Source organism: Sulfitobacter sp. HNIBRBA3233 (assembly GCF_040149665.1).
Lineage (GTDB): Bacteria > Pseudomonadota > Alphaproteobacteria > Rhodobacterales > Rhodobacteraceae > Sulfitobacter > Sulfitobacter marinivivus.
Genome location: NZ_JBEFLP010000001.1, coordinates 2008749 through 2032196 on the forward strand (window position 1 = coordinate 2008749; position 23448 = coordinate 2032196).

Consider the following 23448-nt stretch of genomic DNA (forward strand, 5'->3'; position numbering starts at 1 on the left):
GCCTTGATTACGCCATAATTCAGGTTCTGTTGCCAGAGGGGAAACGATCAGCCCCTTTCGTCCTTGGAGGACCCCATCACCACATAGGACACGATCGACGACACCTGGGGCACCGCGCCCAGCCGGTCGGTATGGAATCTCTTGTAGCTGGCAAGGTCGGCACATTCGATCCGCTACAGATATTCGATGGTGCCGGTGATGTTGTGGCACTCCACGACTTCGGGCGCACGGCCGATGGCCCGCTCGAATGCCTCTTGCGCCGCTTTCGAATGGTCGCGCAGCCCGACGCCGACATAGGCCACAAAGCCGAGCCCGCGCTGGTTGCGGTCGAGCACCGCGCGGTAACCCTTGATCACGCCACGACGTTCAAGATCCTGAACCCGCCGCAGGCTGGCCGAGGGCGACAGGCCCACCCGTTCGGCCAGATCCAGATTGCTGATCCGGCCGTCCCGCGCGAGGACGCGCAATATCTCTTCGGATTTGGCGTCTATATCGGCCATAAATTGCACACTTTCAGAGTTTTCATCAAATTCTGCAATTTCATGCCGCAAGGATCAACCGATCATTGCGCCATGACAGTCGAAACACTCACCGCGCTGGCGATCTTTGCCTTTGTCAGCTCTGCCACGCCGGGGCCCAACAACCTGATGCTGATGGCATCGGGGGCGAATTTCGGCTTCCTGCGCACGATCCCGCATATGCTGGGCATCTCGGTGGGGTTTGCCGTCATGGTGGTGCTGGTGGGCGCCGGGCTGGTGCAGATCTTCGACCGCTTTCCGGTGATCTATACGATCCTCAAGATCGCGAGCGTGCTCTACATGCTGTTTCTGGCGTGGAAGATCGCCCATGCAGCACCCGTGCGCAAACGCGAGGACGGGGGGCGCCCGATGACCTTCCTTCAGGCTGCCGCCTTCCAGTGGGTCAACCCCAAGGCCTGGGCCATGGCGCTCACGGCGATCACGGTCTACGTGGGCGACACCGGACTGGGGCTGCTGGCTGTCGCCGCGATCCTGTTCGCGCTGGTCAATCTGCCATCGGTCACGATCTGGACGGTGGCCGGCCAGCAGTTGCAGCGTGTCCTGACCAACCCCGTGCGCCTGCGCGTCTTCAACTGGACGATGGCGGTCCTTTTGATCGTCTCTCTCTATCCGGTCCTCGGGCTCTGATTGCATTGCCTGCGCGGGCAGGCCATATACACATGCAATCAGGCAGCGCGGAGCGTCCAATGACACAGTATATGGATTTCGAAAAACCTCTGGCCGAGATCGAGGGCAAGGCGGAAGAACTGCGCGCCATGGCCAAACGCGATCCCGAGACGGACGTGTCTTCCGAAGCCAAGGCCCTTGATGCCAAGGCGGCCAAGATGCTCGACGATCTTTACAAGAACCTTACCCCGTGGCGTAAGTGTCAGGTCGCGCGGCATCCCGAACGGCCCCATTGCAAAGACTACATCGAGGCGCTGTTCACCGAATATACGCCGCTCTACGGCGACCGCAATTTCGCCAACGACGAGGCCGTGATGGGCGGGCTCGCGCGGTTCAACGACCGTCCGGTCGTCGTGATCGGCCACGAAAAGGGCAACGACACCAAATCCCGGATCGAGCGGAATTTCGGCATGGCGCGGCCCGAAGGCTATCGCAAGGCCGTGCGGCTGATGGATCTGGCACACCGGTTCGGCCTTCCGGTCATCACGCTGGTGGACACACCCGGCGCCTATCCCGGCAAGGGCGCCGAAGAGCGCGGCCAGTCCGAGGCGATCGCCCGCGCCACCGAAAAATGCCTGCAGATCGGTGTACCGCTGGTCAGCGTCGTCATCGGCGAAGGCGGATCGGGCGGGGCCGTTGCCTTTGCCACCGCGAACCGTGTCGCGATGCTGGAACACTCGGTCTATTCGGTGATCTCGCCCGAGGGCTGCGCGTCGATCCTGTGGAAGGACTCCGACAAGATGCGCGAAGCCGCCGAGGCGCTGCGCCTGACCGCGCAGGACCTCAAGCAACTGGGCGTCAATGACCGGATCATCCCCGAACCGAAGGGCGGCGCGCACCGCGACCCAAAGGCCGCGATTGCCGCCGTCAAGGAAGCGCTCGTCGAGATGCTGAAATCGCTCGACGGGAAGGACGCCAAGGCGCTGATCAAGGACCGGCGCGAGAAATACCTCGATATGGGCGACCGGGGGCTGGCCGCCTGATCCGTCCGCTGCTGACGCAGGCGCCTGGTGCGCTGTATCTTGTGGCGCGCCCGGCGCAGGACAATCCGCGCGCCGATCTGGACCGCATCCGCGCGGCGGGCATCGACACGGTTGTGTCCCTGCTGGAACGCCACGAGGCAGCGGCACTGGGCCTGCAGGACGAGGCGCTGCTGTGCGACCGGGCGGGCCTGCGGTTTCTGAACCATCCGATCCCCGACATGGCCTTGCCCGAGGCGGCCTCCTTCAATCGTCTGGTTGACGATCTGGCCGCGCGGCTGCGCGCGGGCGAAAGCGTGGCGGTGCATTGCCGCGCCTCTATCGGGCGCACCGGCATGGTCTGCGCGGGCGTTCTGGGGCGGTTCGGCAGGGGCGCGGAGGACGCGATCGCAACCGTCAGCGCGGCGCGCGGCGTAACGGTGCCGGACACCGCAGAGCAGGCCGCGTTCATCCACGCCATGATCCCTACCACCTGATCCGGAAACGCGGCCCGGGCGGCGGCAGATCGTCAAAGCCCATGGCGCGGTAGACCGCTGCCGCCGGTGCGTTGCCGGGATGGGTGCCGACTGTCATGTATCGGCAGCCGGCCTCCCGTGCCAGCGCGACCGAAGCGTCGATCAGGGCGCGGGCGACGCCCTGTCCCCGCGCCTGCGGCACGACGTAAAGATGGTGCATGTCCATCCCGCGCACACCGAACTGAAGCTGCGCCAGCGGGACCAGTGCGGCGTAGCCGACCACGCTGTCGTAACGCGCCAGAAGCACCCGCAGCCATGGCGCAGGCCCGAGCACATCACGCTCCAGCGCCGCGCGGGTGATCTGTGCGGCGTCCCCGTGGTGTCGTGCAAGCGCGCGGACCATTTCAAGAAGGGGGTCGATATCCTGCGGCCTGACCGCGTCAATTCTGAGGGGAAGCATGGATCGGGGCTCCGGAAGGGGGGCCGCCAGGGGGGCGAACACCAAAACCGCCCCGATGGCGGTACGATGACGTCAAAAAGAAGGGATCGTCCGCGCGCGTTTCAGCGGGCGTAATAACGGGAGTGGCGAAGGGGCACGGACGCGTTCATGCCCGCAAAGCTGTCACAGGCGGACAAACCGGTCAATCGCGGTGTCAGCTGGCCAGCATCCGCAAGCCTTGCGTCACATCCGACCGGACCGCCAGCCGCAAGCCCGGCTCATCCCCCGCCTTCAGCGCCGAGATGATCAGACGGTGGAACTGTGGCGGCTCCGTGCGCCGCAGCCGCCCGTAGAGCGCGCGCATCGTCGGCCCCATCTGCAGCCAGACGGTTTCGGCCATCGCCAGCATCGCGGGCGCCTGCGCACGCAGGTAGAGGGTGCGGTGGAATTCGAGGTTCGTGCGGATATAGCTCACAGCATCGCGCTGGGACACGGCCTCGGCCACCTTGGCGTTGATGTTCTGCAACCGCTCGATCAGCGCCAGATGCGCACGCGGCAGCGCACGGGAGGCCAGCTCGACCTCCAGCAGGGCGCGCAGCGCGGCCAGCTCCTCGATCCGTTCGCCGCTGAGTTCCGGGGTCGAGATGCGGCCCGAGTTCGACATGGTCAGCGCGCCCTCGGCCACCAGCCTGCGCACCGCTTCGCGGGCGGGGGTCATCGACACCTCGAATTCCTTCCCGATCCCGCGCAGGGTCAGCGGCTGTCCGGGCGCCATGTTGCCGTGCATGATCCGCGTTCTGAGCTGACGGAACACGCGGTCGTGCGCCAGTGGCGTGGGGTCTATGGGGCGCGGTGCGATGCTCATGCACCGGTTGTGATCACAAACGCCCCGACGGTCAAGCGTGACGACACGCAAGCCCACTGCATAGCGCGCGCCTCAGCCGTCCTTCAGCGGATCGTGCCCCCAGTTCATCAGCGAATAGCGCCAGTCCGACGTCTCGACGCCCTCGTCGGGGCCACCCTGCGACAGATGCCGTTTGATGTAGCCTACGACCGTCGCCATATGGTCCCACTGGTCGTCCGCCAGATCGTCCTTGTTGGTGCGCTTGATCTTCACGATGCGACGGCCCGATTTATGGCCCGTCGATTCGCCGGTGTCGCTGTCACCCACGGATCTGGACTCTTCCGTGTCCAGCCAGTCGTCGAGTTCCTGCGGGGCCATGTTCACCAGATCGCGCCATTCGTCCCAGATTTCATCGCGGGATTTGGATGATGACATGGTCCTGTTCCTTGCAGCTGTTACGGTCTGGAAGGGAACGCGCGGGATTGCGGATCAGTTCGCCGCGAATTTGTACCGGTGCAGCCCGCTGCCATTCTCGCGCAGCCAGCGGCGCGGCGCGCGGTAGTCGCCATAGATCGCCTCGACCTGCGCCCAGAAGGCGGGCGAATGGTTCATTTCGGCCAGATGCGCCACCTCATGGGCGGCGACGTAATCCAGCACCTCGGCGGGGGCCATGATCAGCCGCCACGAGAACATCAGCCCCCCGTCCGAGGTGCACGAGCCCCAGCGCGACCGGGTGTCGCGCAGGCTGAGCCGCGCGTAGGGCCGCCCGAGCCGTGCCGCGTAATCGTCGCAGGCCCCCGCAAGGCGGTCGCGGGCAAGCTCCTTGAGATGCGCCATCAGACGCGGGCCGACGCGGGCCGCATCGCCCGGCACATGCACGGCAGATGCCGAAATCTCGACCCGCCTGCCGCTGCCCGCGCGCACGGGGATCAGCCGCCCGCCCAGAGGGATCTCGGCCCCGTGGCCGACCGCGATGTCGTCGCCGCGCGCGTCGAGATGCTTGCGAATCCAGTCTTCCTTGGTGCGCGCGAAATCCAGCGCCTCGTCCACGGGCAGGCGTTTGGGCAGCGTCAATGTCACCCGCCCGTCCAGTTGCGAGATCCGCAGGCTGATGCGGCGGGCCTGCCCGGAGCGGCGCAGGATCAGGGGAATCGGCGGATTGCCAAGCTGATATTGGTCGGACATTGCTACCTATCGCCGGGGCCTCACGGCGTGAGGGGTGGACAGCACCCCCTGCATATGGCAATTGCGCTGAATCATCTAGACACGAGCACCAGTTTAAGAGGGGAAATTCATGCCCAAAGAAGAATGGGGAACCAAGCGCCTGTGCCCCACCACGGGCAAGCGTTTCTACGACCTGAACGCCGACCCGGTCATCAGCCCCTACACGGGCGAAGTGGTCGAAGTGGACCAGTCGAAATCCCGCATGATCGCAGCCGACGCCGAGGATGCCGTAACGGCCAAAGCCAAGAAAGCCGAAGGCAAGACGGACGACGATGAAGATCTGGTTGATGACGACGATGTCGATGTCGATCTGGACGACGATCTTCTGGACGACGACGAAGACGACGACGATACAGTTCCGCTCGAAGAAATCGCGGACGTGGCGTCTGACGACGACGATAGCTGATTTGGTCGGGCGGGGTGCGTTTTTTCGCTTGATCCCGCCCCGCCGAGCGCTTAGATCACGGCGCACCGGCCCTTTCGGGGGCAACCCTTCGGCCTACGCCGGAACGGGGCATTAGCTCAGCTGGGAGAGCGCCTGCATGGCATGCAGGAGGTCAGCGGTTCGATCCCGCTATGCTCCACCAAGGGTTTTTCGCAAAGCGAAAAGCCCGTCGTCCCGACAGTGTCTTCGCACAGCGAAGATCACGAGAGGGACAAACGTTTCCCAACAAAACCAGTGACTTTCACACGCTGACCGACGCGCGTCGGCTGTGCCGCCACGCTGGGTCAGCGGTTCGATCCCGCTATGCTCCACCAAGGGTTTTTCGCAAAGCGAAAAGCCCGTCGTCCCGACAGTGTCTTCGCGCAGCGAAGATCACGAGAGGGACAAACGGTTCCCAACAAAAACAGTAACTTTCATACGCTGACCGACGCGCGTCGGCTGTGCTTCACCCCGCCCACTAGGCGGACGCCTGCGCGCGACACGGCGGCCCCAGCGATCGCTTGCCGCCGCGCGTGGTGCTAGGGCGGGGGCTCCGGCATAGCGCCTGCCCCCGCCCTTCCCAGACGTTATCGTTATGCCGGCTAGAATGCGCCGTTTAGCTCCAAGGGGTGACGAGGTACTTCTCGCCGGTCTTCATCGCGCGGTAGTCGGTCACCGCCTCCTTGGTCAGCATCTCTTCGAGATTGACGCGCTTCTTGTAGTGGCTCGCGAAGGTCGTGGTCAGGTTCTCGAGCACGCGCTTGCGCATCCGGCCCACGGTTTCCGCACCGGCCGCTTGCAGGAACGGGAACAGCAGCCACCCGGAGAGCGTCCAACCGAAGCCATAGCTCGGCGACAGGATCGTCGGACCGGTGTCCAGACGTCCGTAGATGAACATGCGCTTTGGCTGGTTGGAGCCATAGCGCGAGTATTCGGTCATCTTGGTGACCGCGACCTGTTCCATCGCCTTGAACACGCTGTCGACAGTCTTCCCGCCGCCGATCGGATCAAAGCCGTAGAAGGCATCGGTGTCGTCGATCGCCGACCGCAGTTGCTGCGCGAAATCGTCATCCGATGAATTGACCACATGGGTCGAGCCGAGCTTCCTGAGCAGATCGACCTGATCGTCCTTGCGCACGATATTGACCAGACCAAGGCCGTCCTCCTTGCAGATGCGCGTCAGCATCTGGCCAAGGTTCGACGCGCCGACGGTGTGCAGGATGGCGTCCTGCCCGTCGCTTTTGGCGTTCTCCGCAAAGCCCAGCGCGGTCATCGGGTTGACGAAGGCGCTTGCGCCGTCCTCGGCCGAGTGATCGCCCAGAGGCAGGCACATAGCAGCCTCGGCCATGCAATACTGGCTGTAGGCATTGCCGGGCACGCAGGCCACGCGCTGGCCCATCAGCGCCTTGGCGGCGTCGCTGTCACCGGTGGCGACAACCGTTCCCGCGCCTTCGTTTCCGGCAGGCAGTTTCAGGCCGTGTCGTGCCTTGGACCCTGAATTGAACGGCTCGGGCATGGTCGCCACGTATTTGCCGGGCGAATAGTCGGCGTTTTCCAGATCGGCCGCGCCGGCAAGAATGGCAAGGTCGGACGGGTTGATTGGCGCCGCCTCCATCTTCACCAGAACCTGATTGCCTGTGGGATCGGGAAAGGTCACATCCTCGATCGCGACCGTGAGTGTGCCATCGCTTTCGAGGGTGGTGAACAGTTGCTTGCCGGTGGTGCTCATCTTGGGCTCTCCAAACTGGGTTTTCCGGTCGGAGGGCATCGGTTCGACGCTCCGACAGGATGTGTCGAAAATGCCCGGACACCCGCGATGCATGGCAGCCGGACAGCAGAGGCCCACCTGACCATAGCCCGCTACCGGGGCGCAACCGCTAACTCATCAGGGTCCGTCCGCCTGCGTGGCGCACGGACCGCGCCACGCGGACGGGTCCTGCCCGCCTATTGCAGGAAGTTCGGCAACCACAGCGCGATGCCCGGAAAGGCGATCAGCGCAAAGGCCATGGCCAGCATCGTCAGGCAGTAGGGCAGCGCGCCCAGCATCACCTCGTTCAGGCTGCCGGATTTACGCGCGCCCTGCACAACGTAGAGGTTCAATCCCACCGGCGGCGTGATCAGCGCCATTTCGATCAGAACGATCATCAGGATCCCGAACCAGATCGTGTCATAGCCCTGCGCCACCACCAGCGGCACGATGATCGGGATGGTGACAACCATCAGCGACAGCGTCTCGATGAAGAAACCCAAAACGATGTAGAGCACCACCACGACCATGATGGTCCAGAGCGGCGTCAGGCCGAGCCCCTCCATGAAGCTGGTCAGTTCGCGGCCCAGTCCGGCGGAGGCGAGCGTGAAGTTCAAAAAGGATGCGCCGATGACGATCAGCATGATCATGGCGGTGATCTTTACCGTGCCCGTCAGGCTTTGCATCATCATGTCCACCGAGACGCCCCCGAAGGCCAGCGCGATGATCAACGCCCCCGCGACGCCGACGGCGGCGGCCTCGGTCGGGGTGGCCCAGCCCTGATAGATCGAGCCGACGATCAGGCCGAACAGGATCAGGATCGGCACCAGATCGACCAGCGCGCGCAACATCTGCCCGAAGGGGAAGGTGCGGCGCTGGCCCCCCAGATGCGGCCAGATGATGCACAGGATCGCGGTGACGGCCATGAAGGCGAGCGCCAGCAGGATGCCCGGCACAAGACCGGCAAGGAACAGCTGCGGAATGGAGGACTGCGTGAGAAAGCCGTAGACGATCAGGTTGATCGACGGCGGGATCATGATGCCCAGCGTGCCGCCTGCCGCGATGGCGCCGGAGAAGAGCTTGGGGTCATAGCCCAGTTTTTCGGCCTGCGGCATGGCAACGGTCGCCACGGTGGCGGCGGTCGCGACCGACGACCCGGAGGTGGCCGAAAACATCGTCGCCGTCGCCACGTTGGCGTGGACCAGCCCGCCGGGCAGCCAGCTGACCCAGCGGTCCAGCGCGGCGTAGGTGCGCGTGGCCACACCGGAGCGCACGAGGATCTCGCCCAGCAGGACAAAGAAGGGAATCGCGATCAGCGTGGCCGAGTTGGAGGAGGACCACACCATGTTGCCCAGCCCCCGTGTCAGCGGAAAGCTGGAAAAGAACGCGTCGATCCCGAAGCCCAGCAGAAACAGAACGATCCCCACCGGAATGGAGAGCGCCAGAAGCCCCAGAAGGCCGACAGAGACATAGAGGATCATTGCAGCGTCTCCTGTTCGGCGAAGGCGCCGGCAAAGCTTTCGGTTTCCGCGTGGCGGCCCTTCAGCAGAAGGCTGAGGGCCGCGAAGGTCACCAAGCAGCACATGAGTGCGAACCAGACCCAGCCCGCGAACCACGGCACCTGCACCCAGGCCAGCGGCGTCTCGAGCGGGGTATTGGCGCGCGATCCCATGGTGACGGAGCGCGCGACAACCGGCCAGGACTTGATCGCGATCAACACGATCACGCCCGACATCACGACCATCGAGAAGACGTCGAACAGTGCGCGGCCGAAGCTGCCCGCGCGGGTGCGCAGCAGGTCGATCCGCACATGCCCCAGTTCGACAAGGGCGTAGGACATACCCCAAGAGGTCGCGAGCGCCATGGCATAGCCCGCGATCTCTTCGGTGCCACCAAGGGACGTGCCGAACCGGCGCATCAGGATATCCGCAAGCACGAAGGCCGCGCAGAGCAGCAAGCCGAAACCGACCACGAGCGCCACGCCCCTGTTCAGTCGCCTCAGGAAATCAATCAGTCGCAGTTCCATCGCACGCCCCCTGTTGGATTTGCCGTGTTGGCCGCCTTATTCGATTGTCACACCGACAACCTGACCGACGCTGTCGTTCCAGCGCTGTGCCCAGTCACCGCCCGCGCGCTCGGCCCATTCCGGCAGAACTTCGCTTTTCAGGATTTCCTGAGCACGGGCGAAATCCTCGTCCGACACTTCCACGAGGGTCATGCTGCGCGCCTCGCCGGCGGGGCATTCACCGTTGCCGGTCAGGCAGGCGATATCATTGACCAATGCGTCCTGCGCGCTGTCCCACGCGGGATCTTCGAAATTCGCCTTGATCTCGCTCTGGATCAGTTCCTGCGTTTGCGCGTCGAGGCTGTTCCACTTGTCGAGGTTCATCGCTGTCACGACGCTGTCCCAGCCGCCCAGAGGGATCGGCATCAGGTGCGTGGACACTTCCCACCAGCCTGCGGAATAGCCCGAACCGGCACCGGTCACAGCGCAGTCGACAACGCCGTTCTGCAACGCGCCCGGCACTTCGGCGAAGCTGACGTTGACGCCCTCGGCGCCCAGCGCTTCGAGCAGTTTCGCGGTCATCCGGCCCGATGCGCGGACCTTGAGACCTTCGAGATCGGCAAGCGTCTCGACCTCGTGATTGCAGAAGACGACCTGCGGCGGATAGGGCGCGATCGCCAGAACGTGGCTGTTGAAACGGTCATGGTAGATGTCGGTGACCATGGGCCGTGCGGCATCGACCATCGCGCGCGCCTCGTCTGCGGTCAGCGCCAGCAGCGGCACGTCCAGCCCTTCGAGTTCGGGCGCATCGGCCACGGCGTAGTCGGCCACGGTCATCGCCACGTCATAGACCCCCTGCCCCAGCAGCGGATAGATATCGCCGAGACCAAGGCTCATCTGGTTGTGGGTCGTCAGTTCGACCTCGATCTTGCCATCCGACGCGGCTGGCAGGGTTTCGGACCAGAAAGGGGCTTCGTACTGGTTATGCAGCGGCAGGCTGGACCAAGAGCCTACGACCGAAAGCGTTTCCGCGCTGATCGGTGTGGCAAGGGCCGTCGTGGCGGCAAGCAGAGAAAGTGTCTTTTTCATTTGGTGTCTCCTTGTTGGATCTTTTTTTGGTGAATTAGGGTCTGTAGATCGTCGTCTCGGCGTCTTCGGCCACGTCGGCGATCAGCATATGTCCGGGGGAATGGGTAATGACCAAGGGCAGTTTCGCCTGCAACAGCACGTTCTGCGGGGTCACGCCGCAGGCCCAGTAGACCGGGCGCTCGCCCTCCCGGATCTCTACGGGCTCGCCCCATTCCGGGGAGTCGATGTCGGATATCCCGATGTCCGCCGGATCGCCCTGCCCGATGGGCGCACCGTGGGCCTGCGGGTACTGCGCGCTGATCCGGTAGGCATCGGCGACCCGCCCTTCGGCGATGGGACGCATGGTGATGACCATCTTGCCGCCGAAGGGGCCGGCGGGCATCAGATCGATATTGGATTTGTACATCGGCACGTTGCGCCCCGCTTCGAGGTGGCGGACGGGGATGCCGTTTCGCACCAGTGCGTTCTCGAAGGTGAAGGAACACCCCAGCGCCACGGTCACCAAATCGTCCGACCAGATGTCGGCGATATCCGTCACCTCATCCGTCATTTCGCCCTCGCGGAAGACGCGGTAGCGCGGCACGTCATGGCGGATGTCGATATCCTCTCCCAATGTGGGAAGCATCGGATCGCCGGTGTCGGACACGCCGACGACAGGACAGGGTTTCGGGTTCCGCTGGCAGAAGCGCAGGAAATCCAGCGCATAGCGTTCGGGCAGGATTGCAAGGTTGCACTGCAACTTGCCCGGTGCCAGCCCGGCGGTATGGCCCGCATAATGACCCGCGCGGATCGCCCTGCGCACGTCGGGCGCGGACAACCCCTTGAGGTCGGCGTAGGGAACGGTCTGGACGGTCATGGCAGCACCTCTCGCAACGTAGCTCAAGCATCACACGGCCATGCAATCCAATCAAATGATCATTTCTGATCAACACTGATAAAATTCAGTAATGCCTATCTGCTGTGCTCGGCGTCCCATGCCTGCGCCACCCGCTGCGCGATGCCCGCGCTGTTCTGAACCAGAAAACTGCGCGGTTCAGACAGGTAGGAGGCGGTAAAGGCCAGCGCTTCGGGGACGAAACCGGGGTCGAACTCGATCAACTCTCCGGCCTTCAGCATCGGCTCGGCGAGGGCGCGCGGGTACGGGCCGACAGCGATGCCCGCCGCGATGACCTTGAGGCTGGCCGAGAGGGAGGCAGAAGTATAGACCCGCACGCCCGGCCCCAGCCTGCGCGCGAGTTCCGACATCAGTTCCTGATAGGGCCGTGTCATGCTGGAGTAGGAGATCACCGGAATCGCGGTCAGATCGGTCTGCGGGTTCTGGGCCGAGCGGTACCAGTGCAGTGCAAACGGCGGCAGCGCCACATTCTCGACCGAGAATTCGGACACCGGCCCCATCAGGAACGCGAGATCCAGCCGCCGCTCCAGCAGGGCCGACCGCAGGTTGAGCGAAATATCCACCGTCAGGTCCACGTTCACCCGTGGATAGATTTCCGCAAAGGCCTTGAGGAAATCGGGCAGCCACGACTGGGCCACCGTCTCGGAGGCGCCCACGCGGAACAGGCCCTCGGTTTCCCTCGGATTGGCGACGCGCTGCTTTATCTCTTCCTCGACGAAGAGCATCTGTTCGGCATAGCCCAGGAGCAGCGTTCCGTGTTTGGTAAGCACCAGCGGCCCCGGTCCGCGTTCGATCAGCGGCACGCGCAATTCGTCCTCCAGCGTGGCGATGCGCGAGGAAACCGCGGGCTGTGACAGGTTCAGACGTTCTGCCGCGCGGCGAAAGCCGCCCAGACGGGCGACCAGAAAGAACGTGCGCAGCTGGTCAAATGTCATCTGGCGCGCCAATGAGAATCGCGCGGAAATCGTTCACATTTGTGCCGGTCGGCCCCGGCACGAACAGCGCGTCCGCCGCATGGAACGCGCCCCATGCATCGTTGTCGGCAAGCATGCGCGCGGGGTCATGCCCCGCGGCACGGATCGCCGCCGCCGTGCCCCCGTGGGCGAAGGCCCCGGCGTTGTCCTGCGATCCGTCTATGCCGTCGGTGTCGGCGGCCATCGCGTAGATGCCCCGCTGCCCTTCGATTCCCAACGCGAACGACAGAAGGAAGGCGGTGTTGCGCCCGCCGCGTCCGTCACGGTTGCGCAGCGTCACCGTCGTCTCGCCCCCCGACAGAATCACCACCGGCGCTGTGAACGGGCGGTTGTGCCGGACGACTTCGCGGGCGATGGCGGCGTGCATTTGGCCGATGACGTCGGCCTCGCCCTCGATCGCGTCGGACAGGATGACGGCGGGCACGCCCATCTGTGCGGCGCGCGCGGCCGCCGCCTCAAGCGACAGGCGCGCGGAGGCAATGATGCGGACCTCGTTGCGGGCAAAAACCGGATCGTCGGGCCGTGGCGCACGCGCGGCATCCGCGCCGAGATGCGCGACCAGCGCGGGCGGCAGAGCGATGCCGCGCGTTTCGATCAGGGCGCGGGCGCCTTCCAGCGTTACGGCATCGGGCACGGTGGGGCCGGAGGCCACCTGCGCGGGATCGTCGCCGGGCACATCGGACACGATCAGGCTGACCACCCGCGCCGGATGCGCCGCCGCCGCCAGGCGCCCGCCCTTTATCATGCTCGCGTGTTTGCGGATCGCGTTCATCACGCCGATGGGCGCCCCCGAAGCCAGCAGCGCGTCGTTCAGCGCGCGTTCATCCGCCAGCGTCAGACCCTCGGGTGGGGCCGGCAAAAGGGCCGAGCCGCCTCCGCAGACCAGCGCCACGACCAGATCGTCGGGGCCGAGGCCCGCAACGGCGTCGAAAAGCGCCTCTGTCGCTGCCAGACCGGCGGCATCGGGGACGGGATGCGCGGCTTCCATCACGCGGATGTGCCGTGTCGGGCAGGCGTAGCCGTAGCGCGTGACAACAACCCCTTCCACCGGCGCGCCCCACAGATCCTCGAACGCGGCGGCCAGTTGCGCCGCGCCCTTGCCCGCGCCCACGACCACGGTGCGCCCAGCCGGTCTGGGCGGCAGGTGCGGGCGCAGGGCGGTGCGTGCATCCGCCGCTGCCACGGCGGCCTCGAACAGCGTGGTCAGGAACGCGCGCTCGGTCATCCGCCGAACACCTCGCGCAGCGCGTTCTTCTGCACCTTGCCCATGGTGTTGCGGGGCAGTTCGGTGACGATCTCGTAGTGGCGGGGCTGTTTGAAGCGGGCGAGCGCACCGGCCACGGCGGCCTGCACGGCCTCAAGATCGATGCGGTCCCCCGGAGCCTGAACCAGCACGGCCAGAGGCACCTCGCCCAGATCCGCGTGGGGCACACCGATCACCGCGCTTTCCAGCACGCCGGGCTGTTCGTCGAGCACCAGTTCGATTTCCTTGGGGTAGACGTTGTAGCCGCCCGAGATGATCAGATCCTTGCCGCGCCCGACGATGGTGACATAGCCGTCCGCGTCCTGCACGCCGAGATCGCCGGTGATGAAGAACCCGTCGGGGCGGATTTCCTCGGCGGTTTTCTCGGGCATGTTCCAGTAGCCGTAAAAGACGTTCGGGCCGCGCACCTCGATCGTGCCGGTTTCGCCTTGGGGCAGTTCGGTGCCCTGCGCATCGCAGACCCTGAGTTCGACATCGGGCAGCGGCAGGCCCACGGTGCCGGCGCGGCGGTCGCCGTCGTATGGGTTGGAGGTGCTCATGTTGGTTTCGGTCATCCCGTAGCGTTCAAGGATGCGGTGGCCCGTGCGCCCCTCGAACTGGCGATGGGTTTCGGCCAGCAGCGGGGCCGAGCCGGAAATGAAGAGCCGCATGTTGGCGGTCAGATCCCGGTCGAAGCGGTCATCGTCCAGAAGACGGGTGTAGAAGGTCGGCACGCCCATCATCGCGGTGGCGCGCGGCATCCAGTCGATCAGCGCATCGATGTCGAGCTTGGGCAGGAAGACCATCGCGCCGCCCGCGATCAGCATCACGTTGCTGGCCACGAACAGCCCGTGGGTGTGAAAGATCGGCAGCGCGTGCAACAGCACATCGTCGGCGGTGAAGCGCCAGAGATCGGTCAGCGTCTGGGCGTTCGAAATCAGGTTGCCCTGGCTCAGCATCGCGCCCTTGGACCGTCCGGTCGTACCGGACGTATAAAGGAAAGCCGCGAGATCATCTGCCCCGCGTTCGACGGTTTCGTAGCTGTCGGATTGATCGTCCGCGATATCGCTGAGGCTGCCACCGGCCCCCGACAGCGTCGCGAAAGCGGCACCGGCTTTCGACGCGACATCCGCCAGATCGGGCCGCGCGGGATCGCCGACCAGAAGGGCGGCGCCGCTGTCCTCGACGAAATAGCTGAGTTCGGCCGCCGTGTAGGCAGTATTGAGCGGCAGAAAGATCGCACCCGATTGCGCACAGGCGGCGTAGAGCGCCAGCATGTCGGGGCATTTTTCGACCTGTACCGCCACCCGGTCGCCCGTCGCCACGCCGAATGCCGCAAGGGCGTGCGCCAGCTGCGCCGCCCGGCGCAGAAAGGCCGCGTGGGTGATTACCTCGCCATCCGGCAGGTGAAGGAACGGCGTCTGCCGGCCCGCGTGCGGGGCAAACAGCGTGTCGTATAGCGGGTTGGTCATGGCGGGACTCCTGAAATTTCCCGCATCTTAGACCAGCCTTTCGTCAGTGAAAATCGCGAGATTTCGGGATAACGCGCACATCGCGCGGATGCTTGCGCCCGCCGCCCACATGATTGGGCAGGGGATGTGTGGGATGGTCGCCGCGCGCGGCGGGTCCCGGCACCCGGTCTGCCGCCAGCGTGTCGAGCCGGTCGGTGCGGTCCTCAAGCCGGTCCGCGACGATGTGGATCACCCGCCCGTCCGTCTGCACCCGTCCGTGCACGACCAGCAGGCGCGCCTGCATGATGGTGGCGCGGCAGGTTTCGAACATCTTCGGCCAGATCACCAGATTGGCGACCCCGGCCTCGTCCTCGAGCGTGATGAAACACACGCCCTTGGCGCTGCCGGGTTTCTGCCGCACCAGCACCAGCCCCGCCAGCGACACCCGCGCCCCGTGCGCAAGATGGATCAGATCGTGCGTGCAGACATAGCCCTGCTTGCGCAGGCTGGGGCGGAAAAACCGCATCGGGTGCGCCTTCAGCGACAACCGCAGCGTCTGGTAATCCGCGACCACATGTTCGGCCTGCGCCATGGCGGGCAGCGTCACCGCGGGCTCCGCCCCCTCGCCCGCCGCTTCGGCGTGCTCGAAAAGCGCCAGCGCGGGCGCATCGCGCAGCCCCTGCGCCTGCCACAGCGCCTGCCGCCGGTCGATCCCGACTGAGCGGAAGGCGTCCGCCGCCGCCAGCTTGCCGATGGTGCCGCGATCGAGCCGCGCGCGCGCCTTGAGGTCGGCCACATCCGCAAAGGGCGCATCGCGCGCCGCCATGATCCGCAGCCCCGCGTCCTGCCGCATCCCGTCGATCTGGCGAAACCCCAGCCGCAGGGCAAAACCGTCCGCGCAGGGTTCGAGCGTGCAATCCCAGTCGGAGTAGTTCACATCGACGCCGCGCACCTCGACCTCGTGCTCGCGTGCGTCGCGCACGATCTGGGCAGGTGCGTAGAACCCCATCGGCTGGCTGTTGAGCAGGCCACAGGCGAAAGCCGCCGGATAGTGGCACTTCATCCAGCTCGAGACATAGACCAGCTTGGCAAAGCTGGCCGCGTGGCTTTCGGGAAAGCCGTATTCACCGAAGCCCTTGATCTGGTTGAAGCACCGCTCGGCGAACTCCTGTGCGTAGCCACGGTCGACCATCCGGCCCACCATCTTTTGCTGGAGCAGCTCGATGGTCCCGCGCGAGCGGAAGGTGGCCATCGCCTTGCGCAGTTCGTTCGCCTCCTTGGGGGAAAACCGTGCTGCGTCGATGGCGATCTTCATCGCCTGTTCCTGAAAGATCGGCACGCCCAGCGTGCGCCCGAGGATCTTCAGCAGCTCATCCTGCGGATGGTCGGGGCCGGGCGCGGGATAGCTGACGCCTTCGATCCCCTGCCGGCGGCGCAGGTAGGGATGGACCATATCGCCCTGGATCGGACCGGGGCGCACGATGGCGACCTCGATCACCAGATCGTAGAACCGGCGCGGGCGCAGCTTCGGCAGCATCGCCATCTGCGCGCGGCTTTCCACCTGGAACACACCCAGACTGTCGCCCGCGCAGAGCATGTCGTAGGTTTCGGTATCGTCGGCGGGGATGCTGGCAAGGTCGTGGTCGATGCCGTAATGGCCCCGCAGAAGGTCGAAGACCTTGGCGATGCAGGTCAGCATTCCCAGCGCGAGGATGTCCACCTTGAAGATGTCCAGCGCGTCGATGTCGTCCTTGTCCCACTCGATGAAACTGCGGTCGGGCATGGCGCCGTTGCCGATGGGCACGATCTCGGTCAGGGGGCGTTCGGTCAGAATGAAACCGCCGACATGCTGGCTGAGGTGGCGCGGCATGCCGGTCATCTGGCGGGCGATGGCAATCACCCGCCGCAGGTAGGGATCGGTCAGGTCCATGCCCGCGTCGCGCACGCGGTCGTCGCCCATCTGTCCTTCGAAGCTGCCCCAGACCGTGCTGGCGAGCTTGCTTGTCACATCCTCGCTCAGCCCCATGGCCTTTCCCACCTCGCGGATCGCGGAGCGCGGGCGGTAGTGGATCACCGTGGCGCACAGGCCCGCCCGGGCGCGGCCGTATTTGGCATACATGTACTGGATGACTTCCTCACGACGCTCGTGTTCGAAATCCACGTCGATATCGGGCGGCTCGTCGCGCTCTTCGCTGAGGAACCGTTCGAACAGAACGTCGTGTTCGGCCGGATCGACAGAGGTTATCCCGAGGCAGAAACACACCACCGAGTTCGCCGCCGATCCCCGTCCCTGGCACAGGATCGGCGGTTCGGCCTCTTCGCGGGCGAAGCGGACGATATCGTGGATGGTCAGGAAGTAGCGTGCGATTTTCTTCGTCCGGATCAGCGCGAATTCCTTTTCGATGATCGCACGGATGCGGTCGGCCACGCCCTCGGGATAGCGCCGCGCCGCGCCCTGCCACGTCAGGCGTTCGAGTTCTTCCATGGCCGTGCGGCCCTCGGGCACGATTTCGTGGGGGTATTCGTATTTCAGATCGTCGAGGCTGAAGGTCACCTCGTCGGCAAGCGCGCGGGTGGCGCGGATGGCGTGGGGCCAGGCCGCGAACAGGCGGCACATCTCGTCGGGGGATTTCAGGTAGCGTTCGGCGTTGGCCTCCAGCAGAAAGCCCGCCGCGTCGATGGTGGTGCCGTGCCGGATGCAGGTCATCACGTCCTGCAGGGGCCGGCGCGACGGATCGTGGTAGAGCACGTCGTTGGTGGCCAGCAGACCCAGCCCGTGATGCTGCGCCAGCGCGTCGAGCCGGTTGATGCGCGCCACATCATCCCCGCGGTAGAGATAGGCCGCCGCGATGTGGCGCAGTCCCGGCAACGCGCGCACCAGCCGTGGCAGCCCCGCCGCGAACACGTCCAGATTTTCGGACGGCAGGACGATCAGGGCGATACCCTCTCCATGCTGCGCGAGCATGTCCAGGGTCAGATGGGTCTCGCCCTTTTGCTGCCAGCCGCCGTCCGCGTCGGCCATCTTGCCCCGCGACAGCAGGGTGGACAGCCGCGCATAGGCGGCGCGGTCGCGCGGATAGGCAAGAAACCGGGTGCCGCACAGCAACTCCAGCCGCGCACCGATCAAGGTGCGCAGGCGGGCGGTCTTCGCCTCGGTATGGATACGCACGACGCCCGACAGCGTGTTGTGGTCGGCGACACCGATGCAATCGTAGCCCAGCAGGTTGGCGGTCGCGGTCAGATCGACAGCGTCGGAAGCCGCGCGCAGGAACGAAAAGCAGGTGGCGAGACCCAGTTCGACGTACTCGGCCGGGGCATTCCAGTGGAACGGGTCATCGCCGTCGATGGTGCGGCGCTTGTGTCCTTCTTGTTGTGGCATCAGGTGGCAGCCCTATGCGGTTGGTGGAACATGTAAGACCGGAGGCTCCTCCCTTGCGGCGCCCTGCGGCCCCCGCCCGAGACGGTCCTCGCACCGGTCTGCAGCACCGGCGGCGGGTCAGAGGGAACGGCCGTGCCGCCTGCGGGACCGGGCGGCGGGAAGGCCGTAGCCGAAGCGCGATGCCGCCCCGCCCCGGCGCTGCCGTCCAGGCGGTCTGGCGCTGATCCGTCGGCAGCGCGGGACGCCCTGCGGGAGGGCGGGTGGGGTGTCGGCGCAGCCGCACGTCACCCGTCATCCGAAAACACCCTGCAGGAACCAGCGGGGAGCGCCGCCGCGGCGATCCTCCAGTATCCCCTCGCGAAACATCCAGAAGCGCCGCCCGTCCTGCACCTCGACCCGGTAGTAGTCGCGCAGCCGCGTTCCCGCGCGGTCGCGCCACCATTCCGGCGCGATCCGCTCGGGCCCCTCGAACCGCGCCACCAGATGCACCACCCGTCGCCAGCGGAACCGCGCGGGCGGCCCGTCAGGCACGGCATAGAGCACGACGATCTCCTCGGGCGGATCGAATATCCGCAAAGGGCGCGCGCGCGCGATATCCGGCGGCGGCGCGGCCTGCGTGGCCAACGCGGGCACGCGGTGCTCCACCCGCTCGGGCTTGTGGCTCGCTACCCACGCCGACCAGCTGACCTTCGCCGGCCCCAGCCTTGCCGTCAGCCGGTCCAGCAGCGCCGCCACATCCGCGCCTGCGTCCCGCGCACCGTCCAGCCGGTCCTGATGCAGCGACAGCGGCTCGCTGCGCAGCGCCTCCAGTGTCACCAGATCGAACCCGAACCCCGGGTCGATCCCGTCGAGTTTACCCGCCACCAGCCGCACCAGATGCGCCGCGTCGCGGCTGGGACCGGCTGTCGCCACGTTGCGGGACCGCCATTCGCCATCGACGCGGTAGATCGTCAACCGCAACAGCCGCGCACCGCGCTCCGCACGCGCCAGTTGCGCGCACAGATCCTCCGCCAGCCCCTGAAGCCACGGCTCGGGGTCGATCACCGGCTCAGCCATGCGCACGCGCGCCATGAATACCTGCGCCTCCGCCGGCGCATCCAGCGGATCGGCGGTGCGGCCCGTGGCACGGTCGAGCAGGATCAGCGGGTTCGCATCCGCCGCCATCCCCGCAAAACGCCGCATCAGGCCGACACGCGGCACCGCCGCCAGCGCCGCGACGGTCTTCAACCCCAAGCGGTCGAGCAACCGCACCGTCTGCGCATCCAGCCGCAGCGCCGCCACCGGCAAGGGCCCGAGAGCGTCCTCCACATCTTCCGCACCGCAGGTCGCGCCCTGCGGGCCGAAGCGCGCCAGCATCTGCGCCGCGCCACGCGTGGGCGCCATCGCCAGCCGCGCGCGCAGCCCCTGCATGGCAAACCGCGCGCCCATGTCGCGCAGCATCTGCGCCTCGCCCCCGAAAAGATGCGTGGCCCCGGTCACGTCCAGCACGATCCCGTCCTCTTCGGCCACGGTCCACGGACACCAGCGCCGCGCCCAGAACGCCAGCCGCCCCAGCATCTCGCGATCTCCCGACGGGTCGGCGGGTTCCACATGCAGGTCGGGATGGATCGCCTGCACATCCACCACCCGCGCGCCCGTGACGATCCCGCGCCCGCGCGCGGCTGCGCTGGCCGCATGGACGACCGGCCCGTGCGGGCCCTCCCGCGACAGAACGACGGGCACGGCATCATCGGGCAGGGTCCGCTGCGCCGAAGTGATGCGCCGCCAGCGATCCATCGCCAGATCCGGAAAGAACGCGGATACGATACGCGCCGCGCGCGCGGCGACCGTCATGGCGCCCCCCGGTCACCCGGCGGCCCCCGCCGCCAGATGCGCGGGACCGGCATCGCCGCCCCCTGCGCCGCGGGGCAGAAACCGCAGGCGGTCCGCCGCTTCGCGCGCCGCCGGATCATGGGCGGCAATCCATGTGCCCGGAGCACGCCCGCGCGCGCGAAACAGCTCTGCCTCCCACAGCGGCGCACCGGGCGCGCGGGGGTCGTGGGGATGCGGCATCGAGGGAACCGACCCGATGCGCCAGCGCTCGCGCGCCGCCGAAAGCCCTTCGGCCACGCCCGAGCGGATCATCCACACCGGCACACCGGAGGCTTCGGAGCGCAGCGCAAGCCGCTTTGTGGCGGTGAAATCCAGAACCGGCGGCGCGCCATGCACCTCGCCGACCACGGCGCAAAGCCCTGCGCAGGCCGCCCCCTCCTCCATCGCCCAGAGCACGTCGCGCGGATGGCTGACCTCTACCCGCAGAAGGGTCACCCCCTTCAGCGCCGCCCCGTAAAGCCGCCCGTTCTCCTGCCGCGACTTGCGGTCCGACACCCACAGCACCGGCGCCTTGCTGCGCGGCAGACAGGCCAGTACAAAGCCAGTCACGGCCGCGTCGAAAGGCTGCGCCGAAAGCGCGTCTTTCAGCACCGCCTGCCCCGCGGCGGGACCGGGCACATCCTGCACCGCGCGCTTGTGTTTGAGCGCGACAATCCGCCCCTGTTCGAGAGCGGCCATATCCCCCGATGCCGGGCGTGCAAAAGCATCCCCCGCTGCCGGGCGCACCAAAGGCCCGTCCAGCACGAAACGCCCGGAAAAGTCGCCCGCCAAGGGGCCGAAAGAAGAATCGCCAGTCATACATCCCTCCTTTTTGTTCTTCTTTTGTTCTATATGTAAATCCCGTTTCTGACGAGTCCCTTTTGCCTGTGACGCTGGGGAGCCATGCAAAATCACTCGTGTACAAATGCCCCCAAAGCCGTTAGGGGCAGGCCAAACCATATCCCCCCTTTCAGGAATATCCCTTGATTCAAACGATTGCAGATGCGCTCGCCGCACAAGGCTATGATGCGCTCACCCCCGTTCAGGAGGCCGTCACAGACCCCTCCCTCGAAGACCGCGACCTTCTGGTCTCTGCCCAGACCGGGTCCGGCAAAACAGTCGCCTTCGGCATGGCGATCGCGCCCACGCTGCTGGGCGATGCGCCCAAATTCGGCCCTGCCGGCGCGCCGCTGGCGCTGGTCATCGCGCCCACCCGCGAACTGGCCATGCAGGTCGCGCGCGAATTCGGCTGGCTCTACGGCCCCGCCGGTGCCGTGGTCACCACCTGCGTCGGCGGCATGGACACCCGCACCGAGCGCCGCGCGCTGGACCGCGGCGCGCATGTGGTCGTCGCCACCCCGGGCCGCCTGTGCGACCACATCAAGCGCGGCAACATCGACCTTGGCGATATCCGCGCCGTGGTGCTGGACGAAGCGGACGAGATGCTGGACCTCGGGTTTTCCGAAGACCTCGAGTTCATCCTGACCGAAACGCCGCAAACCCGCCGGACGCTGATGTTTTCGGCCACCGTGCCACAAGGCATCGCCAAGCTGGCCGAAAAATACCAGGACAATGCCGAGCGCGTTTCGGTCGTGTCACAGGACAAGCAGCACGCCGATATCGAATACCGCGCGCTGACCGTTCATCCGCGCGACACGGAAAACGCGATCCTCAACATCCTGCGCTTCTACGAGGCCAAGAACGCCATCGTCTTTTGCAACACTCGTGCCGCCGTGGCGCGTCTGACCACACGGCTGACCAACCGCAACTTTTCGGTCGTCGCCCTATCGGGTGAACTGACGCAATCGGAACGGACCAACGCGCTGCAAGCGCTGCGGGACGGACGGGCGCGGGTCTGCGTCGCGACGGATGTCGCCGCGCGCGGCATCGACCTGCCCAACCTCGAACTGGTGATCCACGCCGATCTGCCGACGGGGTCGGACACGTTGCTGCACCGTTCGGGCCGGACGGGCCGCGCGGGCCGCAAAGGGGTCTCGGCGCTGATCGTGCCTCCCAAGGCCACCGGCAAGGCAAAACGTCTGCTGAAATGGGCCAAGCTAGACGTTGAATGGGCCGCACCGCCTTCGGCTGCCGAAGTGAACAAGGCGGATGAGGAACGTCTGCTGGGCGATCCTGCGTGGGACGCGCCGGTGCCCGAAGACGCCGCCGAGATCGTCGCCACGCTAGCCGAGCGCTATTCGGCCGAGCAACTGGCCACCGCTTTCGTTTCGCTGTTCCGCGCCCGCGGATCGGCCCCCGAAGAGCTGTCCGATCCCGGCCAGCGCCCGGAGCGCGAGGAACGCGACCACCGTGCGTTCGGACCATCGGTCTGGTTCAAGGTTTCTGTCGGGCGCGAGGACGGCGCGGGTCCGCGTACCCTTTTGCCGATGCTGTGCCGTGTCGGTGATCTGGGACGCGACGATCTGGGCGCGATCCGCGCGATGCCGCGCCATTCCTACGTCGAGGTCGCAGAAAGCGCTGTGTCGCGCCTTCAGGAGGCGCTCGGCCCCGACATGCAGGCCGAGGAAGGCGTGGTTCTGACCAAGCTCGACAGCAAGCCCGATTTCGGCCCGCAGGGCGGACGCCCGGACCGTGGTCCGAAAGGGCCGCGCCCCGATCGCGGGCCCAAGCCGGACCGCGCACCACGCCCGCAGGAGGCGAAAGCCTTTGACCCCGATGCAGCGGCGGCCCCGCCCGCCAAACCCCGCGCCCCGCGCGACGATGCACCGGCTGCGACCCAGATCCGCAAACCTGCTCCGGCCAAGGGCAAGCGGGACGCAACGCGCCCGCCCAAATCCCACAAGACCGACCGCACCCCGATGAAGCCCGGCGCCAAGCCGAAAGGCAAAGCGCCCTACGGCGAGGCGCGCACCGACGCGGCCACCCAGAGAACCGGCGACGGCAAGCCAAAGCCCGCGTGGAAGAAGGACCGCCCCGAGGGCGGAAAACCCGCCGAGGCGCGGCGCAAGCCAGAGGGCGGCAAACCGGCGAAATCGGGGGCAAAGCCCGTCTGGAAAAAATCCGGCCCCGACACCCCCAAGGCCGAGGGCAAGCCCAAGTTCAACCGCGCGGCGGATACCTCGAAACGCTTTGTGCCCCCCGGCAAATCCGGCAAGCCCGGCAAGCCTGCCGCACGTGGCGGCAACGCCCCGCCAAAGCGCAAGGACTGAGCGTTTCGGGCGTCAGGTCGACGCGGGCAACCGCAACGCGAGAGACAAAAGGAAAAAGGCCGGAGCATCCGCT

General features: G+C 66.3%; 20 protein-coding genes, 1 tRNA gene and 1 pseudogene. 6 read left to right on the top strand and 16 right to left on the bottom strand.

Features of this window, described 5'->3' with window-relative positions; genetic code table 11:
* Positions 1–47: 47 nt before the first annotated feature.
* Positions 48–500: pseudogene (locus ABMC89_RS09915) on the bottom strand (Lrp/AsnC family transcriptional regulator).
* 72 nt (positions 501–572) lie between these two features.
* Between ABMC89_RS09915 and ABMC89_RS09920 the strand changes: the two are divergent.
* From ABMC89_RS09920 to ABMC89_RS09930, 3 genes are read left to right on the top strand one after another with little or no spacing between them, the layout of a single operon-like run.
* Complete coding sequence (locus ABMC89_RS09920) at positions 573–1166, top strand: LysE family translocator (RefSeq protein ID WP_349567694.1); 594 nt, start codon at positions 573–575, stop codon at positions 1164–1166.
* A 59-nt stretch (positions 1167–1225) separates the two neighbouring features.
* Entirely contained in the window at positions 1226–2188 is a 963-nt protein-coding gene (locus tag ABMC89_RS09925) for an acetyl-CoA carboxylase carboxyltransferase subunit alpha (protein ID WP_349567696.1), read from the top strand.
* 41 nt (positions 2189–2229) lie between these two features.
* Positions 2230–2661 (top strand): phosphatase domain-containing putative toxin, encoded by a 432-nt coding sequence (locus ABMC89_RS09930; RefSeq protein WP_349567698.1) that lies wholly within the window; start codon positions 2230–2232, stop codon positions 2659–2661.
* Here the strand turns inward: ABMC89_RS09930 and ABMC89_RS09935 are convergent.
* The 4 genes from ABMC89_RS09935 to ABMC89_RS09950 all read right to left on the bottom strand — a co-directional run bounded on the left by ABMC89_RS09935 (position 2651) and on the right by ABMC89_RS09950 (position 5108).
* Complete coding sequence (locus ABMC89_RS09935; protein ID WP_349567700.1) at positions 2651–3100, bottom strand: GNAT family N-acetyltransferase; 450 nt, start codon at positions 3098–3100, stop codon at positions 2651–2653. The two genes, ABMC89_RS09930 and ABMC89_RS09935, sit on opposite strands and share 11 nt — an antisense overlap.
* A gap of 193 nt (positions 3101–3293) precedes the next feature.
* Positions 3294–3944 carry a GntR family transcriptional regulator gene (locus ABMC89_RS09940; RefSeq protein WP_349567702.1) on the bottom strand — a complete coding sequence of 217 codons (651 nt, stop codon included), beginning with the start codon at positions 3942–3944 and terminating at the stop codon, positions 3294–3296.
* Positions 3945–4016: 72 nt separating this feature from the next.
* Positions 4017–4358 carry a DUF3140 domain-containing protein gene (locus tag ABMC89_RS09945; protein WP_349567704.1) on the bottom strand — a complete coding sequence of 114 codons (342 nt, stop codon included), beginning with the start codon at positions 4356–4358 and terminating at the stop codon, positions 4017–4019.
* A 54-nt stretch (positions 4359–4412) separates the two neighbouring features.
* Positions 4413–5108 carry a M48 family metallopeptidase gene (locus tag ABMC89_RS09950; protein ID WP_349567706.1) on the bottom strand — a complete coding sequence of 232 codons (696 nt, stop codon included), beginning with the start codon at positions 5106–5108 and terminating at the stop codon, positions 4413–4415.
* A gap of 109 nt (positions 5109–5217) precedes the next feature.
* Here ABMC89_RS09950 and ABMC89_RS09955 point away from each other — a divergent pair, with 109 nt between their 5' ends.
* Positions 5218–5553, top strand: a complete 336-nt coding sequence (locus tag ABMC89_RS09955; RefSeq protein ID WP_349567708.1) for a TIGR02300 family protein — start codon at positions 5218–5220, stop codon at positions 5551–5553.
* A 105-nt stretch (positions 5554–5658) separates the two neighbouring features.
* Positions 5659–5734: transfer RNA gene (locus ABMC89_RS09960), tRNA-Ala, on the top strand.
* Positions 5735–6187: 453 nt separating this feature from the next.
* Here ABMC89_RS09960 and ABMC89_RS09965 read toward each other — a convergent pair.
* The 11 genes from ABMC89_RS09965 to ABMC89_RS10015 form a co-directional block, all read right to left on the bottom strand.
* The gene (locus ABMC89_RS09965; protein ID WP_349567710.1) at positions 6188–7300 is read right to left on the bottom strand and encodes a zinc-binding dehydrogenase; all 1113 of its coding nucleotides are present in this window, start codon (positions 7298–7300) and stop codon (positions 6188–6190) included.
* Between the two features lie 215 nt (positions 7301–7515).
* Entirely contained in the window at positions 7516–8799 is a 1284-nt protein-coding gene (locus ABMC89_RS09970; RefSeq protein ID WP_349567712.1) for a TRAP transporter large permease, read from the bottom strand.
* Positions 8796–9344 carry a TRAP transporter small permease subunit gene (locus ABMC89_RS09975; RefSeq protein ID WP_349567714.1) on the bottom strand — a complete coding sequence of 183 codons (549 nt, stop codon included), beginning with the start codon at positions 9342–9344 and terminating at the stop codon, positions 8796–8798. The genes ABMC89_RS09970 and ABMC89_RS09975 overlap by 4 nt, the downstream gene beginning before the upstream one ends.
* A gap of 36 nt (positions 9345–9380) precedes the next feature.
* Entirely contained in the window at positions 9381–10412 is a 1032-nt protein-coding gene (locus ABMC89_RS09980) for a TRAP transporter substrate-binding protein (RefSeq protein ID WP_349567716.1), read from the bottom strand.
* Between the two features lie 34 nt (positions 10413–10446).
* Positions 10447–11268, bottom strand: a complete 822-nt coding sequence (locus tag ABMC89_RS09985; protein WP_349567718.1) for a putative hydro-lyase — start codon at positions 11266–11268, stop codon at positions 10447–10449.
* A gap of 95 nt (positions 11269–11363) precedes the next feature.
* Positions 11364–12242 (bottom strand): LysR family transcriptional regulator, encoded by an 879-nt coding sequence (locus tag ABMC89_RS09990; protein WP_349567720.1) that lies wholly within the window; start codon positions 12240–12242, stop codon positions 11364–11366.
* Positions 12232–13506 (bottom strand): glycerate kinase type-2 family protein, encoded by a 1275-nt coding sequence (locus ABMC89_RS09995; protein WP_349567722.1) that lies wholly within the window; start codon positions 13504–13506, stop codon positions 12232–12234. Before ABMC89_RS09995 ends, ABMC89_RS09990 begins: the two co-directional genes overlap by 11 nt.
* Positions 13503–14996 (bottom strand): malonate--CoA ligase, encoded by a 1494-nt coding sequence (locus ABMC89_RS10000; RefSeq protein ID WP_349567724.1) that lies wholly within the window; start codon positions 14994–14996, stop codon positions 13503–13505. The genes ABMC89_RS09995 and ABMC89_RS10000 overlap by 4 nt, the downstream gene beginning before the upstream one ends.
* A gap of 43 nt (positions 14997–15039) precedes the next feature.
* A complete protein-coding gene (locus ABMC89_RS10005; RefSeq protein ID WP_349567726.1) occupies positions 15040–18354 on the bottom strand; it encodes an error-prone DNA polymerase in 3315 nt (1104 codons plus the stop codon).
* A gap of 291 nt (positions 18355–18645) precedes the next feature.
* Positions 18646–20187: a Y-family DNA polymerase gene (locus tag ABMC89_RS10010; RefSeq protein ID WP_349567728.1), complete on the bottom strand. Its 1542-nt coding sequence runs from the start codon at positions 20185–20187 to the stop codon at positions 18646–18648.
* Positions 20188–20199: 12 nt separating this feature from the next.
* The gene (locus ABMC89_RS10015; RefSeq protein WP_349567730.1) at positions 20200–21024 is read right to left on the bottom strand and encodes a hypothetical protein; all 825 of its coding nucleotides are present in this window, start codon (positions 21022–21024) and stop codon (positions 20200–20202) included.
* A gap of 164 nt (positions 21025–21188) precedes the next feature.
* On the opposite strand from ABMC89_RS10015, the gene ABMC89_RS10020 reads away from it, so the two are divergent.
* Positions 21189–23375 carry a DEAD/DEAH box helicase gene (locus ABMC89_RS10020; RefSeq protein WP_349567732.1) on the top strand — a complete coding sequence of 729 codons (2187 nt, stop codon included), beginning with the start codon at positions 21189–21191 and terminating at the stop codon, positions 23373–23375.
* The last annotated feature ends 73 nt before the right edge of the window (positions 23376–23448 follow it).

Coding starts and splice junctions, on each gene's coding strand:
- ABMC89_RS09920 (WP_349567694.1), top strand. CDS start 573: ATGACAGTCGAAACACTCACCGCGCTGGCGATCTTTGCCTTTGTCAGC.
- ABMC89_RS09925 (WP_349567696.1), top strand. CDS start 1,226: ATGACACAGTATATGGATTTCGAAAAACCTCTGGCCGAGATCGAGGGC.
- ABMC89_RS09935 (WP_349567700.1), bottom strand. CDS start 3,100: ATGCTTCCCCTCAGAATTGACGCGGTCAGGCCGCAGGATATCGACCCC.
- ABMC89_RS09940 (WP_349567702.1), bottom strand. CDS start 3,944: ATGAGCATCGCACCGCGCCCCATAGACCCCACGCCACTGGCGCACGAC.
- ABMC89_RS09945 (WP_349567704.1), bottom strand. CDS start 4,358: ATGTCATCATCCAAATCCCGCGATGAAATCTGGGACGAATGGCGCGAT.
- ABMC89_RS09950 (WP_349567706.1), bottom strand. CDS start 5,108: ATGTCCGACCAATATCAGCTTGGCAATCCGCCGATTCCCCTGATCCTG.
- ABMC89_RS09955 (WP_349567708.1), top strand. CDS start 5,218: ATGCCCAAAGAAGAATGGGGAACCAAGCGCCTGTGCCCCACCACGGGC.
- ABMC89_RS09965 (WP_349567710.1), bottom strand. CDS start 7,300: ATGAGCACCACCGGCAAGCAACTGTTCACCACCCTCGAAAGCGATGGC.
- ABMC89_RS09970 (WP_349567712.1), bottom strand. CDS start 8,799: ATGATCCTCTATGTCTCTGTCGGCCTTCTGGGGCTTCTGGCGCTCTCC.
- ABMC89_RS09975 (WP_349567714.1), bottom strand. CDS start 9,344: ATGGAACTGCGACTGATTGATTTCCTGAGGCGACTGAACAGGGGCGTG.
- ABMC89_RS09980 (WP_349567716.1), bottom strand. CDS start 10,412: ATGAAAAAGACACTTTCTCTGCTTGCCGCCACGACGGCCCTTGCCACA.
- ABMC89_RS09985 (WP_349567718.1), bottom strand. CDS start 11,268: ATGACCGTCCAGACCGTTCCCTACGCCGACCTCAAGGGGTTGTCCGCG.
- ABMC89_RS09990 (WP_349567720.1), bottom strand. CDS start 12,242: ATGACATTTGACCAGCTGCGCACGTTCTTTCTGGTCGCCCGTCTGGGC.
- ABMC89_RS09995 (WP_349567722.1), bottom strand. CDS start 13,506: ATGACCGAGCGCGCGTTCCTGACCACGCTGTTCGAGGCCGCCGTGGCA.
- ABMC89_RS10000 (WP_349567724.1), bottom strand. CDS start 14,996: ATGACCAACCCGCTATACGACACGCTGTTTGCCCCGCACGCGGGCCGG.
- ABMC89_RS10005 (WP_349567726.1), bottom strand. CDS start 18,354: ATGCCACAACAAGAAGGACACAAGCGCCGCACCATCGACGGCGATGAC.
- ABMC89_RS10010 (WP_349567728.1), bottom strand. CDS start 20,187: ATGACGGTCGCCGCGCGCGCGGCGCGTATCGTATCCGCGTTCTTTCCG.
- ABMC89_RS10015 (WP_349567730.1), bottom strand. CDS start 21,024: ATGACTGGCGATTCTTCTTTCGGCCCCTTGGCGGGCGACTTTTCCGGG.